The organism is Bartonella doshiae NCTC 12862 = ATCC 700133 (assembly GCF_000278155.1).
Lineage (GTDB): Bacteria > Pseudomonadota > Alphaproteobacteria > Rhizobiales > Rhizobiaceae > Bartonella > Bartonella doshiae.
In genome coordinates, this window is record NZ_JH725094.1 from 396,509 (window position 1) to 409,032 (window position 12,524).

14 protein-coding genes are annotated in these 12,524 nt (G+C 38.3%); 1 reads left to right on the forward strand and 13 read right to left on the reverse strand.

All coding sequences use genetic code 11. The annotated features are described in order from the left end of the window. Positions 1-381 precede the first annotated feature (381 nt). The 11 genes from panB to rpoZ all read right to left on the reverse strand — a co-directional run bounded on the left by panB (position 382) and on the right by rpoZ (position 9,802). Positions 382-1,197: a 3-methyl-2-oxobutanoate hydroxymethyltransferase gene (panB, locus tag MCS_RS01795; RefSeq protein WP_004854866.1), complete on the reverse strand. Its 816-nt coding sequence runs from the start codon at positions 1,195-1,197 to the stop codon at positions 382-384. Continuing rightward, positions 1,184-2,053, reverse strand: a complete 870-nt coding sequence (gene panC / locus MCS_RS01800; RefSeq protein WP_004854869.1) for a pantoate--beta-alanine ligase — start codon at positions 2,051-2,053, stop codon at positions 1,184-1,186. Before panC ends, panB begins: the two co-directional genes overlap by 14 nt. A gap of 81 nt (positions 2,054-2,134) precedes the next feature. Continuing rightward, positions 2,135-2,881 carry a DNA repair protein RecO gene (gene recO / locus MCS_RS01805; RefSeq protein WP_004854873.1) on the reverse strand — a complete coding sequence of 249 codons (747 nt, stop codon included), beginning with the start codon at positions 2,879-2,881 and terminating at the stop codon, positions 2,135-2,137. Position 2,882: 1 nt separating this feature from the next. Next, positions 2,883-3,788 carry a GTPase Era gene (gene era / locus MCS_RS01810; protein WP_024864242.1) on the reverse strand — a complete coding sequence of 302 codons (906 nt, stop codon included), beginning with the start codon at positions 3,786-3,788 and terminating at the stop codon, positions 2,883-2,885. Beyond that, positions 3,781-4,488 (reverse strand): ribonuclease III, encoded by a 708-nt coding sequence (gene rnc, locus MCS_RS01815; protein WP_004854880.1) that lies wholly within the window; start codon positions 4,486-4,488, stop codon positions 3,781-3,783. Before rnc ends, era begins: the two co-directional genes overlap by 8 nt. Next, positions 4,469-5,281, reverse strand: a complete 813-nt coding sequence (lepB, locus tag MCS_RS01820) for a signal peptidase I (protein ID WP_004854884.1) — start codon at positions 5,279-5,281, stop codon at positions 4,469-4,471. Before lepB ends, rnc begins: the two co-directional genes overlap by 20 nt. Before the next feature lie 79 nt (positions 5,282-5,360). Next, positions 5,361-5,762 carry a holo-ACP synthase gene (acpS, locus tag MCS_RS01825; RefSeq protein ID WP_004854886.1) on the reverse strand — a complete coding sequence of 134 codons (402 nt, stop codon included), beginning with the start codon at positions 5,760-5,762 and terminating at the stop codon, positions 5,361-5,363. A 23-nt stretch (positions 5,763-5,785) separates the two neighbouring features. Beyond that, positions 5,786-6,361: a DUF2062 domain-containing protein gene (locus MCS_RS01830; RefSeq protein ID WP_004854888.1), complete on the reverse strand. Its 576-nt coding sequence runs from the start codon at positions 6,359-6,361 to the stop codon at positions 5,786-5,788. 95 nt (positions 6,362-6,456) lie between these two features. Continuing rightward, positions 6,457-7,035 (reverse strand): orotate phosphoribosyltransferase, encoded by a 579-nt coding sequence (pyrE, locus tag MCS_RS01835; protein WP_024864241.1) that lies wholly within the window; start codon positions 7,033-7,035, stop codon positions 6,457-6,459. An 18-nt stretch (positions 7,036-7,053) separates the two neighbouring features. Then, on the reverse strand, positions 7,054-9,282 hold the full coding sequence (locus MCS_RS01840) for a RelA/SpoT family protein (RefSeq protein WP_004854895.1): 2,229 nt from the start codon (positions 9,280-9,282) through the stop codon (positions 7,054-7,056). 121 nt (positions 9,283-9,403) lie between these two features. Beyond that, positions 9,404-9,802 carry a DNA-directed RNA polymerase subunit omega gene (gene rpoZ, locus MCS_RS01845; protein WP_004854897.1) on the reverse strand — a complete coding sequence of 133 codons (399 nt, stop codon included), beginning with the start codon at positions 9,800-9,802 and terminating at the stop codon, positions 9,404-9,406. Positions 9,803-10,186: 384 nt separating this feature from the next. Between rpoZ and MCS_RS01850 the strand changes: the two genes are divergently transcribed. Next, complete coding sequence (locus tag MCS_RS01850; protein WP_004854900.1) at positions 10,187-10,855, forward strand: uracil-DNA glycosylase; 669 nt, start codon at positions 10,187-10,189, stop codon at positions 10,853-10,855. A gap of 60 nt (positions 10,856-10,915) precedes the next feature. Here the strand turns inward: MCS_RS01850 and smpB are convergent, their stop codons facing one another. Next, entirely contained in the window at positions 10,916-11,392 is a 477-nt protein-coding gene (gene smpB, locus MCS_RS01855) for an SsrA-binding protein SmpB (RefSeq protein WP_004854902.1), read from the reverse strand. A 17-nt stretch (positions 11,393-11,409) separates the two neighbouring features. Beyond that, positions 11,410-12,294, reverse strand: coding sequence for a 4-hydroxy-tetrahydrodipicolinate synthase (gene dapA / locus MCS_RS01860; RefSeq protein WP_004854904.1), 885 nt, complete (start codon positions 12,292-12,294; stop codon positions 11,410-11,412). Between the last annotated feature and the right edge of the window lie 230 nt (positions 12,295-12,524).

The following is a 12,524-nucleotide window of genomic DNA, read 5'->3' on the forward strand; positions in this document are numbered from 1 at the left end:
TGATTTGTTATTATCATCGAAAAATTACAGATATATTGCATTGAATTATCCCTTTACTCATTCATTTCCTTGGAAAAAACCATAAAAAGATAAAAAATTATCCTTCTTGATTATTATCCTGCGGATACTCCACACTCTACACACAGCTTGTTTTCATGTGTTCTTTCAAAATAAAAAGCAAATGTTATTGCCCCTTCGTTTTGCTATCATTTAATCTTACGAAGACTTTAAAACTCATATGCTCTTTAGAAAAAAGAATATATGAGTACAAAAAGCCACGACGCGCATTAAACACGAATAATACAGCGAAAATGAATAGAGATGATTATCAAATCTCTATAGCTAATGCACTGTTGCAAAACTGTTGCATAAAACTAAACTCTATTTAAGTTTATAAACTTCTACTTCTGATGGAAAAGCACGTGATTTGACATCCTCTGCATAATTCTTGATCGCAGTCTCTACAGCGTGTTCAAGATCACCATAACGACGCACAAATTTAGGAACAAATGCACCATAGCCTAACATATCTTCCATAACCAATACCTGCCCATCACACTGATTAGAAGCTCCAATACCAATGGTCGGGATAGAAAGCGTTTCTGTAAGTTTTACCGCTAAGGGTTCTACAACCCCTTCCACAACAACAGCAAAAGCACCAGCTTCTTCAATCGCTGCTCCATCAGCTTCAATCTTTTGCCAATCACTCTCTTTACGCCCTTGTGTTTTGAAACCACCAAAACGATTCACTGCCTGCGGAGTAAGACCAATATGCGCCAAAACTGGAATACCACGTTGACACAAAAAATTAATTGTTTCTGCCATATAAACGCCACCTTCAAGCTTAACTGCACCACATCCTGTTTCTGCAAGAATACGCGATGCACTCAAAAAAGCTTGTTCTTTACTCTCCTCATAAGAACCAAAAGGCATATCAACAACCACAAGAGCCTTCTGCGATCCTCGCATCACTGCCTGCCCATGCAAAATCATCATATCTAAATTAACAGGAAGCGTTGTCTCAAACCCATACACAACCATACCAAGACTATCGCCAACCAAAAGGATATCACAATATGGATCAGCAATCCGCGCAGTATAAGCCTGATATGCTGTTAGAGAAACTATCGGTTCTTGCCCTTTTTTTGATCGTATTTCAGAAGCAGTTACACGCTTTATAGTTTTATGCACACTCATTTTCAGCCTTCTCTTGTAATATGTATTGATCAATAAGCCTAACTTCACCAAAACGAACAGTGAGGAGTAAAACAGCAGGTTTTTTCAGTTTTCCTCTCACTATGCATAAAGTCTCCATATCTCGGAGATCTACTGCTTCAATAATCGCGCGCGGTTCCTGTTGTAAAACATTGTGAACAATTTTGCATAACTTATCAACGGATCGTTCACCTTGGCTATAAAGCTTCGCAGCAGCTTTACCACTTTCAGGAATAATTTTCGCTGCTTTACGATCTTCTAATGTTAAAAACCGATTACGTGAAGAACTGGCTATACCATCTGCTTCCCGTAAAATAGGGACTCCAACAATTTCGATAGGAAAAGCTAAATCCTCAACCATACGCCGGATAATTACAAGCTGTTGAAAATCCTTTTCCCCAAAAAAAGCCTTATCTGGTTGGACAATGTTAAAAAGCTTAGCAACAACGCTTGTCACACCACAAAAATGCCCTGGACGTAACCTCCCCATTAAAATATGTGATAATGTTTCCACCTTTACAATTGTTTTATTTCCTAGTGGCCACATCTCATCTATAGAAGGTGCAAAAACATATTCAACACCCGCCTTTTTCAACAAAGTACAATCATCCACTAAATCTCTTGGATATTTATCAAAGTCCTCATTGGGACCAAATTGTTTCGGATTGACAAAAATAGAAACCAATATTCGATCACATATTGCCTTTGCTCTCTCTACTAACGCGAGATGACCATTATGTAGTGCTCCCATGGTTGGAACAAAACCAATTGAAAATCCTAAACGCCGTTCTTCGGAAATGCACTGACGCACTTCGGCAATTGTTTTTAAGACTCGCATCTTCACTTTCTATGTATCGTTTTAAATTGACAAATCCATACCTGCATACAAACATGTATACTCCATCTTATTTACTTCCAATCAATAGACTAACGCCTGTATACGAAAGCGTCGTTCAAATAATTGAATCAGATTCATACGCACTGAGGGCTGTTTTATCCCCCGCGGATCCAAAACGTGGCGCATTAAAAAAAAACCTGTTAGAGTAAACCCATTTATTATATCATTGAAATCAACAGGACGATCCGTCCTTTTTACAAGAAACTGTGGTAAAATGAAAAGCTTTTCTTTCCAAGGGTGACCCGCTTCTTCACATACGGCGCGCCCCGATTTTGGTGACACGTAACGAAGATTTTCCCGAGAACCTGTCGCAGCACAACACGATAAATCGAGACCAAAACCTAATTCTTCAAGAAGCCGCATTTCAAAACGTACAAGTAATTCGGCATTTACAAACGGCTCATAAAAATTCTGCATAAAAAGATGAAAAATATCATATAAAATAGGATGTGGATCACGTTCTGGAAGAAGACGTAAATGAAAAGTGATTAATTGCAATGTATAAAGAGCTTCTGGAAAAAGAATTAATCGCGCAGCATGTAAATCAAGTGCCTCAAGCCGAAAAAGTCCCAAATGTTCATCTAAACGTGCCCACCATTCAGCCTCTATAAAATTTCCAGGCTGCAAAAGAGCTGCCATACGACGAGAGCGTCCCCCTTTGACAACACCCATATAACGACCATGCTGACGCGTCATAATTTCAAGAATAACGCTTGTTTCACCATATCGACGCGTACCAAGAATAATGGCTTGTTCTTTCCATTTCATTTTACTTTAAAAAATCTAACCCCATTTCACAATAACGTTCCGGATCCATATCCCAATTATCACGTACTTTTACAAAGAGAAAAAGATGAACTTTTTGCTCCATAATTTTCATGAGCTCCTTACGCGCTGCCTGACCGATTGCTTTAATTGTTTCACCTTTTGCGCCTAAAATAATTTTTTTCTGACTCTCACGCTCAACATAAATAAGCTGATTAATTTTAACTGAACCATCTGGGCGTTCTTCCCAATTTTCTGTTTCAACTGTTGAAGAATAAGGAAGTTCATCGTGGAGACGAAGAAACAGTTTTTCACGCGTAATTTCAGCAGCAAGTTGACGCATCGGCATATCCGATATTTGATCTTCTGGATAATACCATGGCCCCCTTTGCATCATTGCACTCAAAGCGTGAAGCAAATCTTTGCAACCAGAACCATTGAGAGCTGAAATCATAAATGTCTGCACAAACTTCACACGCTCATTAATTTTAGCAGTTAATGTTAAAAGAGAAGACTTCGCAACTGCATCAATCTTATTAAGAACAAGAATTTTATCCTGTTTCATATTTCCTACAATATCTAACATCGTACAAACTTCATCTGAAAATCCACTTTGTGCATCAATCAAAACTAACAGGACATCAGCACCCTTAGCACCGCCCCAAGCAGCAGATACCATCGCACGCTCTAACCGTTTATGGGGACGAAAAACACCTGGTGTGTCAATCAACACAATTTGCGCATCATCATGTATAACAATACCACGGATCAAAGTCCGTGTCGTTTGTACCTTATGAGTTACAATTGATACCTTCGTTCCTACTAACTGATTAACCAACGTCGATTTACCAGCATTAGGTATCCCAATGAGCACAACAAAACCAGAACGCGTTTTGGGAATGTCATCCATGATCATTTTTTTCCATTGTTTTCCATATTCCCTCTCGTCGTAAAATTTTTTCAGCCGCCATTCTTTCAGCACAACGTTTAGAACTTCCTTGTCCAATTTCTGGCGCAAAACCAGAGACGCTTACTTCTACTATAAAAATAGGATCATGATCCGGGCCAGAACGCTTAACAACCCGATAATCTGGTTGTAAGCCACCTTGTATATGCGCCCATTCTTGCAATTCTGTCTTGGCATCACGCCGACCTGCATCCATCTGTTGTGCACGACTTTGCCAATATCTCTGAATAAAAGGACGAACGCTTTGTAAACCTCCATCAAGATACATTACTGCAATCAAAGCTTCAATCACATCAGCATACATATTCGTAAGCCGTCGTCCCTTTAAACTTCTCATCTCAAAACCAACATGGATCATATCAGACAACCCTAACTCTAGTGCAATATCAGCACATGTCTGCGCATTCACCAAACCATTTAAACGTACAGATAATTCACCTTCACTTGCCTGCGGAAAAAACTGATACAGCATTTCTGCAATCAAAAGCCCTAAAACCCGATCACCTAGAAATTCTAGCCGTTCATAATTTCCCCACTCCGAATCTTGCACACTCGAATGCGTTAACGCTCTTTTTAATTTCTCTTCATCTTTAAAACGATGTCCTGTCAGTTTTTCAAGATGATCAACCATTGAACGCTTCATCTTTGATCCCCTGCTTATTAAGCGGTAAATCATGCACAGTATTAATCACAGAAAACAAACGCTTCCAACGTACATCAAATGGCCAACGCCAAATCTGCCAAGCACTCGAACCATTACTGATAGAGAAAAAAATCACACTTGCTCGACCAACAAGATTTTCCTCTGGAACATATCCTACATCCAAACGACTATCGTCTGAATTATCGCGGTTATCACCCATCATAAAATAATGCCCTGGAGGAACTTCAAAAACTTTTGTATCATCAACTTGTGGAATAAAACCTAAATCAAGTGTATTGTAGCTAACTCCATTAAGCATTGTCTCGCGATAAACATCAACAGGATAATTGACTTCTGTTATATCAGAATTATCAACCTTTCCTATAAAACGACGTGAAACAGCCTTATCATTAATATAAAGGACACTTTGGCGAACTTGTATCCGATCCCCCGGTAATCCCACAACACGTTTTATATAATCAATATCTGGATTACTCGGTAAACGAAAGACTACAACATCTCCACGCTTAGGCTGAGATGACCAAATACGTCCTGAAAAAATAGAAGGAGAAAATGGAATAGAAAAACGAGAATACCCATAAGCATATTTAGAAACAAACAGATAATCCCCTACAAGCAGAGTAGGACGCATTGAACCAGAAGGGATACTGAAAGGCTGAAAAAAAAGTGTACGAATAATCGCTGCCAAAAACAGAGCCTGTATTAAAACTAAAATAAATTCAAGAATTCCGCCTTTTTCTTCTTTTTTACGCATTTTTTCTTTCTGGATCATCACAGACTACCTTCTTGCCATAGATATAACTTTTTTTATCATAATGCTCAAACAATGAAAGCACAATCTTCTATAGCATCTATCCACGTGGAAGTGCTTCAATGATGATAAACGCCTGTGCCCAAGGAAAATCATCCGTTATGCTGAGATGAATGACAGCATTATGATTAGGAGGTAATAATTTTTGAAGTTGGATATGTGCATAATTTATTAATTTCATAATTGGTTTTCCGGATGGTAAATTAACCACTCCCATATCTTTCCAATGCACTCCATAAGCAATTCCTGTACCTAAAGCTTTAGCACATGCCTCTTTGGCAGCAAATCTTTTGGCATAAAAAGAAGACTTTTGTTTGAGATTCTCAGAATCGTTCTGTTCACTATCCGTAAAAACGCGCTGCACAAAACGATCACCATAACGAACCAATATTCTCTCAATACGTCTTATATCAACTAGGTCATTTCCAAGACCAACGATCATAAAATACCACCCAAATTTTCCTACTACAAACGCTTTTTTTTCATAATCTTTTTATATCTCTTTTGTTGAAAACGCGCTATTGCTCTGTAAACACCTATATAAGATAAACTCCCCAAAATAAAACCTAAAAGAGCTCCCCCTAAAAGCATCGGCCTCATGATTGAATTCCACGCACTCTTAAAAAGCAGAGGAACATTCGATAGCGTTATACCATCAAACAGAGTGCGAATTTGAGAAAGAGAAATCTCATTCACATCACTAAAAAGCGATAAACATAGATAGCCTATCTTATAATCAGCCATAACAATCAATAAAAATGTAAATGGATTAGAAAAAATAGTTCCAATAATCGCTGCTGCAAAATTTCCACGCAAGATCCAAGAAAAAAGTACTGCCAAAACAATATGCATCCCAAAGAGAGGCGAGCAAGCTAAGAAAATGCCAATAGCAAACCCTAATGCCACTTTATGTGGTGTCGCTGATATACGTAAAATACGTTTACGTATGTAACTCAATGAGCGAGAAAACGAACGACGTGGCCATAACCAAAGTCGAATACGCTTTACAAAATCCACTGATTCTCGTTGACGAAAAAGCATATGACTCTCAATATATACATTATGAAAATAATCCAGACAGTTACAATTAACTGTACAAAAACTCTTTGCATAAAAGTAATAAAATATAAAAACAATTAAATATTGCGACTCCCTGGTTTAATTGCTGGAAGAGCAGCAAGTTCCGCAGGAAGTGCATCACTAGCATAAGATGCTATCTCGTATTCAGCAAGTGCAATCAATGGAACACCAACATCAACATGTCCGCCAGAACGATCAAGAATACACGCACTTGCTAGCACATTTGCCCCTACTGCCTCCAGAGCATTAACAGTCTCACGAATAGAAAGACCTGTTGTCACAATATCTTCAACAATTATAACCCGTGCGCCCTTTTGGATTTCAAAACGACGCAACTGAAATACGCCATTAACACGCTCTACCCAAAGGGAAGGAACACCAAGATGCCGTGAAGTTTCGTATGAAGGAATAAGCCCCCCAATCGCAGGACCAACCACATAATCAATTTGTTCCTTAACAGATTTTTTAATTTTTTCAGCTAACTTAGAACATAACTTTTCCGTCAAATCAGCATGCATAAATACTTTTGCCTTTTGCATATAAGTTGCACTATGGCGACCTGATGTTAAAATAAAATGCCCTTCCAAAATAGCATCTGCTTTCTTAAAAATATCTATTACATCTTGTGTATTCATCGCAAAATCTCTCATTTTTCATCCATGAACTCGACGTACTGCACTCACTGAACCGGCTTCTTTTAACTGAGAAAAAATACGATTCAAATGTTTTAAATCCCAAACTTCCAAATCAATTGTAATTTCTGTGAAATCTGGTGCCGTACGAATAAAAGATAAATTTTGTATATTGGCATCGTTGGCTGAAATAATCTGCGTAATTTCAGCCAAAGAGCCTGGACTGTTAACAAGTAAAATATTAATTCGCGCTGGAAAACGCTCATTCATTTGAGAATCAATATCCCAACGAACATCAATCCACCGTTCTGGCTGATCATCATATGCCATCAGAGCTGAAGATTGAATCGGATAAATAACAATTCCAGCGCCTGGTTGCATAATGCCAACAATCCGATCTCCTGGCACCGCCCCTTCAGGAGAAAATCGTACAGGAATATCTCCATGGGTTCCTCGAATAGGTAATGCTTTGGATTGCCGCTTTTTCTCTGAAGTTGCATCCTTTTCATTTTCTGGAACTTTAAAAATCATCCCTTGGGCGTTTTCAATGTTGAACCACCCTTCTTCCTCAGGCTTAAAAGATGGCTTTTGGACTACACGGTGATCTTGATAGTCAGGATAAACTGCTTTTATTACATCAGCAGAAGGCAATTCACCACGCCCAACAGCGGCCAATACATCTTCCACATCTTTACGTGCTAAACGCGATAAGACTTGTTTCAAAATATCTTTTGAAAATTGTTTCCCCATATATTCAAACGAACGCTCTAATATACGATATCCTAAACCAGAATATTGTTTTCGTACCGCTGCGCGAGTTGCTCGACGAATGGCTGAACGCGCTTTCCCTGTTACAACAAGAAACTCCCACGCAGCTGGTGGAACTTGAGCTTGTGAACGTATAATATCAACTTCATCACCATTTTTTAATTTAGTCATCAAAGGCATAATACGTCCATTAATTTTTACACCTACACAAGAATCACCAATGTCAGTATGAACTGCATAAGCAAAATCAATAGGTGTTGCACCTTTTGGAAAGGCAATCAATCGACCTTTTGGAGTAAAACAGAAAACTTGATCTTGAAAAAGCTCAAGCTTTGTGTGTTCTAAAAACTCTTCCGGATTATCTCCATCTGACAAAGACTGTATCGTCTGACGTAACCATGCATACGCATTGTTTTCGTTTGATAATTTAGAAGTCGAATAGTTGGAACCATGCTCTTTATAAATAGAATGTGCTGCAACACCATATTCAGCAATTTCATCCATAGCAGCAGTTCTAATCTGTAGTTCAACACGTTGTCTTGAGGGCCCCACAATTGTCGTATGGATAGAACGATAATCATTCTGCTTTGGTATGGAAATATAATCTTTAAAACGACCCGGGACCATTGGCCACGTAGTATGGATAACTCCAAGAGCACGATAACAATCATTGACCGTTTCAACAATCACGCGAAAACCAAAAATATCAGATAATTGTTCAAAAGATAATGCCTTACTTTCCATTTTGCGAAAAACTGAATAGGATTTTTTCTGACGACTTTTAACATCGGCTTTAATGCCATGCTCGAAGAAAAGTTTTGTCAACTCGTTTTCAATTGTGGAAAGCAAATCACGATTGCGTTTTGATAACTCAGAAAGCCGATTGGTAATCGTACGATAACCTTCTGGATTTAAATAAAAGAAAGAGAGATCTTCTAATTCTTCACGCATATCTTGCATACCCATACGACCAGCAAGCGGTGCATAAATATCCATTGTCTCTTCAGCAATTCGCCGACGCTTATCATCACGCATCACACTAAGAGTGCGCATGTTATGAAGACGATCAGCAAGTTTAACTAAAAGAACACGGACGTCATCAGAAATAGCAATAAGAAGCTTACGAAGATTCTCTGCTTGTACTGCTTTCTTTGACACAAGATCAAGTTTATTAAGCTTTGTAAGACCTTCAACCAATTTACCAATTTCAGATCCAAAAAGCTGATCAATTTCTGCCCGTGTAGCACTTGTATCTTCAATTGTATCATGTAAAAGAGCAACAGCAATTGTTGCTTCATCTAATCGCATATCTGTTAAAATAATAGCAACTTCTAAAGGATGAGAAAAATATAAATCACCCGAAGCACGCTTTTGGCAACCATGCTTTCGCATTGCATAATCGTAAGCTTTATTTAACAAAGCCTCATCCACGTCAGACTTGTAACGTTGAACACGCCCAACAAGCTCACACTGACGCATCATACGAGCATATCCTTTATATTTTTATAACCTAACCCTTATAAACATGCATACTACATCATCAATAAAAGACAAGAAAAAAGATCACCACCACAGAGCAGCGTATATCTATTCCCAAGGACAATTAATAATCGTCGTTCTTTTCCGGTACAACCAAACCTTCTATACCTGCTAAAAGATCTTCTTCCGACATATAATCAAACGAACCAACCTCTTCTTCTGATGAGGTACCTAAAATACCTTCAGATTCACTCGAATGAGAAATAAATTCACTTGCCACTTCTGGCTCATCCACTTCCACATGCTTTTGCAACGAATGGATAAGATCTTCTTTTAAATCAGCAGGCGATAACGTTTCTTCTGCGATTTCACGCAAAGCAACAACCGGATTTTTATCATTATCACGATCAACCGTAATCTGCGCGCCCTGTGAAATTTGACGCGCCCGATGCCCCGCTAAAAGCACCAACTCAAAGCGATTATCGACTTTATCAACACAATCTTCTACCGTTACGCGGGCCATTCACGCCTCTTTCTTAAAGGTTCAAAAACTTCATAATATGTGGAGAGTGTATACAATAATCAAAACAAAACACAAGAAAAACAACACAAAAATTCATATTTTTTTGCTAAAAATGCTCCTTTGAAAGTTTGTTTTTTCTATCAACCATATAAATTTATCAATTTTTCGAAAAAAAACAGCTTAATGTAGATTCATTCAATAACAAAAAATCAACCTCTTGAATGCCCTATTCAAAAAATGAATTTCTTTTAAAATTGTTCGTTTTTGCAGAAATAAAGTGATTTATATTTATCTATAGATTGTTTACAAAAACATAATCCGTTGTATACCCTATAAATCACTCAAAAAGATTTAGGATTAAAAAAATAATTGAAATCTGCCGCCATGAATAGCCAATTAACATCCCTTTGCCCTGAACCTCCGCAAAATTGTAATTTATGCCCTCGCTTACATAAATTCATTTCCGACTGGCGTATAAAAGAACCAAGCTGGTATAATGCACCAGTTCGCCCATTCTTTCCCTATAAAGGCGCAGCAACAACACGCCTTCTCATTGTCGGGCTTGCTCCTGGGTTACGTGGAGCAAACAGAACAGGGCGCCCATTTACTGGTGATTATGCTGGACACTTACTTTATTCCACTTTAAAAGAATTTGGCTTTGCCCAAGGTACCTTTGAAGAAAGAATAGACGATAGTCTTGAGCTGATTGATGCAGCAATTGTCAACTCAGTTCGCTGTGTGCCACCGGAAAATAAACCAACTGGTACCGAAATCAACACTTGCAGACATTTCTTTTCACCTCTTTTAACAAATCTTCCCAAACTAAAAGCCGTTATCACGCTTGGTACTATTGCACACTATTCAACGATACGCGCTCTTAATGCAAAAATTTTAGCCCATCCCTTTGTTCATGGGAAAATAAGTAACATCGGGCGGTTGCGCATTTTCTCGAGCTATCACTGTTCACGCTATAATACAAATACTGGTCGCTTAACGGACGTTATGTTCCATCAGATATTTCAAGCAGCAAAAACATATCTCGATCAATGTTGAAACCCTCTAATACTAAAATCCCCTATTGATACCCTAAAGAGGAATATAAACCAATCCTTATTATCCATATTTTTTTAACAGTCTTGATTTTTCACGACCCCAATCACGTTTTTTTTCCGTCTCGCGCTTATCATAAAGTTTTTTTCCACGTGCTAAAGCAATTTCCAATTTAGCACGCCCTTTTTCATTAAAATAAAGCTTGAGTGGAACAAGCGTCATTCCTTCACGAGAAGTTGCATTAAAAAAACGTGCCATTTCACGTTTTGAAATTAATAATTTACGCAAACGGCGCGGTTCATGGTTAAAACGATTCGCCTGTGTATATTCAGGAATATAACTATTCACTAACCATAACTCCCCATTTTCAAAGCTAGCATAACTTTCAGCAATATTCGCATGATTGGAACGCAAAGATTTTACTTCTGCTCCCTGAAGAACAAGACCAGCTTCAAGATTATCGAGAATTTCAAAATTAAAACGAGCTTTACGATTGTCAGCAACTATTTTTCGTACTGGCGCGTTCTTTTTTTTGTTCATGGCGATACAATATCACTTTATTCTTTAAGAAGACCAGCATGGTGCAGAGCTGCATCAATTATCTTCTTTGTAGTATCCGACAATGGAACAATCGGTGAACGAACTGTATCACCACAAATTCCTAATTTTGCAGCAGCATATTTAATACCTGCAGGGCTTGGTTCAATAAATACTGCGCGATTAAGTGGCATCAAACGATCATTTAATTCCCGTGCTGTTTTATAATCACCACGGGAACAAGCAGCATGAAGCTCTGCACAAAATTTTGGAGCAACATTGGAAGAAACTGAAATACATCCCATACCTCCATGTGCATTAAAACCTAATGCTGTACAATCATCACCAGAAAGCTGTATAAAGTCCTTTCCACATTTCTCACGTTGTTCACTAACACGCTCAATTTTACCTGTTGCATCCTTGACACCAATGATATTTTTAAAATCCCTATAGAGATCTCTCATAGTTTCCACAGTCATGTCGATCACAGAGCGACCAGGAATATTATAAATTATAATCGGGATAGAAATGGCTTTCGCAATAGATGAAAAATGCGTATATAAACCACACTGGTTAGGTCTATTATAATAGGGAGTGACAACCAAGACCGCATCTGCGCCCGCCTTTTGTGCATGTTGCGCAAGCTCTACAGCTTCACTTGTGCTATTTGATCCTGCTCCAGCAACAACAGGAACACGCTTAGCAACCTGCTCAACACATAATTCTATGACCCTCTTATGCTCTTCATGACTTAAAGTTGGTGATTCACCCGTTGTCCCAACAGGGCTTACACCGTTAATACCTTGTGCAATTTGCCACTCAATCAAATTGCAAAATGCTTTCTCATCAATAGCGCCCTCATTATCAAATGGTGTGATAAGCGCAGTCACAGCTCCCTTGAGCATAATAAACTCCCTATAATGTTCTCTTTATTTTTTTAGCGTCTTTATAAATTATCAATAACAGAGCATAATCTTGCTCTATTATCGAAGCAAGATGAATTTCACAAAAGTCTTCACAAGATCAGCATATCTCTCCTTTGATCCGAATATTCTCTTAAAGACCAGCCGTACATTAACCCGTTTTTCATGCTTCTATTCTAAAAATTACGGGGTATTTTCAAAAAGTAAGGTCT

What these genes read in the sequence shown, in the direction of transcription:
- panB (WP_004854866.1), bottom strand. Translation starts at nt 1,197, where the DNA reads ATGAGTGTGCATAAAACTATAAAGCGTGTAACTGCTTCTGAAATACGA.
- panC (WP_004854869.1), bottom strand. Translation starts at nt 2,053, where the DNA reads ATGCGAGTCTTAAAAACAATTGCCGAAGTGCGTCAGTGCATTTCCGAA.
- recO (WP_004854873.1), bottom strand. Translation starts at nt 2,881, where the DNA reads ATGAAATGGAAAGAACAAGCCATTATTCTTGGTACGCGTCGATATGGT.
- era (WP_024864242.1), bottom strand. Translation starts at nt 3,788, where the DNA reads ATGGATGACATTCCCAAAACGCGTTCTGGTTTTGTTGTGCTCATTGGG.
- rnc (WP_004854880.1), bottom strand. Translation starts at nt 4,488, where the DNA reads ATGAAGCGTTCAATGGTTGATCATCTTGAAAAACTGACAGGACATCGT.
- lepB (WP_004854884.1), bottom strand. Translation starts at nt 5,281, where the DNA reads ATGATCCAGAAAGAAAAAATGCGTAAAAAAGAAGAAAAAGGCGGAATT.
- acpS (WP_004854886.1), bottom strand. Translation starts at nt 5,762, where the DNA reads ATGATCGTTGGTCTTGGAAATGACCTAGTTGATATAAGACGTATTGAG.
- MCS_RS01830 (WP_004854888.1), bottom strand. Translation starts at nt 6,361, where the DNA reads ATGCTTTTTCGTCAACGAGAATCAGTGGATTTTGTAAAGCGTATTCGA.
- pyrE (WP_024864241.1), bottom strand. Translation starts at nt 7,035, where the DNA reads ATGAATACACAAGATGTAATAGATATTTTTAAGAAAGCAGATGCTATT.
- MCS_RS01840 (WP_004854895.1), bottom strand. Translation starts at nt 9,282, where the DNA reads ATGATGCGTCAGTGTGAGCTTGTTGGGCGTGTTCAACGTTACAAGTCT.
- rpoZ (WP_004854897.1), bottom strand. Translation starts at nt 9,802, where the DNA reads ATGGCCCGCGTAACGGTAGAAGATTGTGTTGATAAAGTCGATAATCGC.
- MCS_RS01850 (WP_004854900.1), top strand. Translation starts at nt 10,187, where the DNA reads ATGAATAGCCAATTAACATCCCTTTGCCCTGAACCTCCGCAAAATTGT.
- smpB (WP_004854902.1), bottom strand. Translation starts at nt 11,392, where the DNA reads ATGAACAAAAAAAAGAACGCGCCAGTACGAAAAATAGTTGCTGACAAT.
- dapA (WP_004854904.1), bottom strand. Translation starts at nt 12,294, where the DNA reads ATGCTCAAGGGAGCTGTGACTGCGCTTATCACACCATTTGATAATGAG.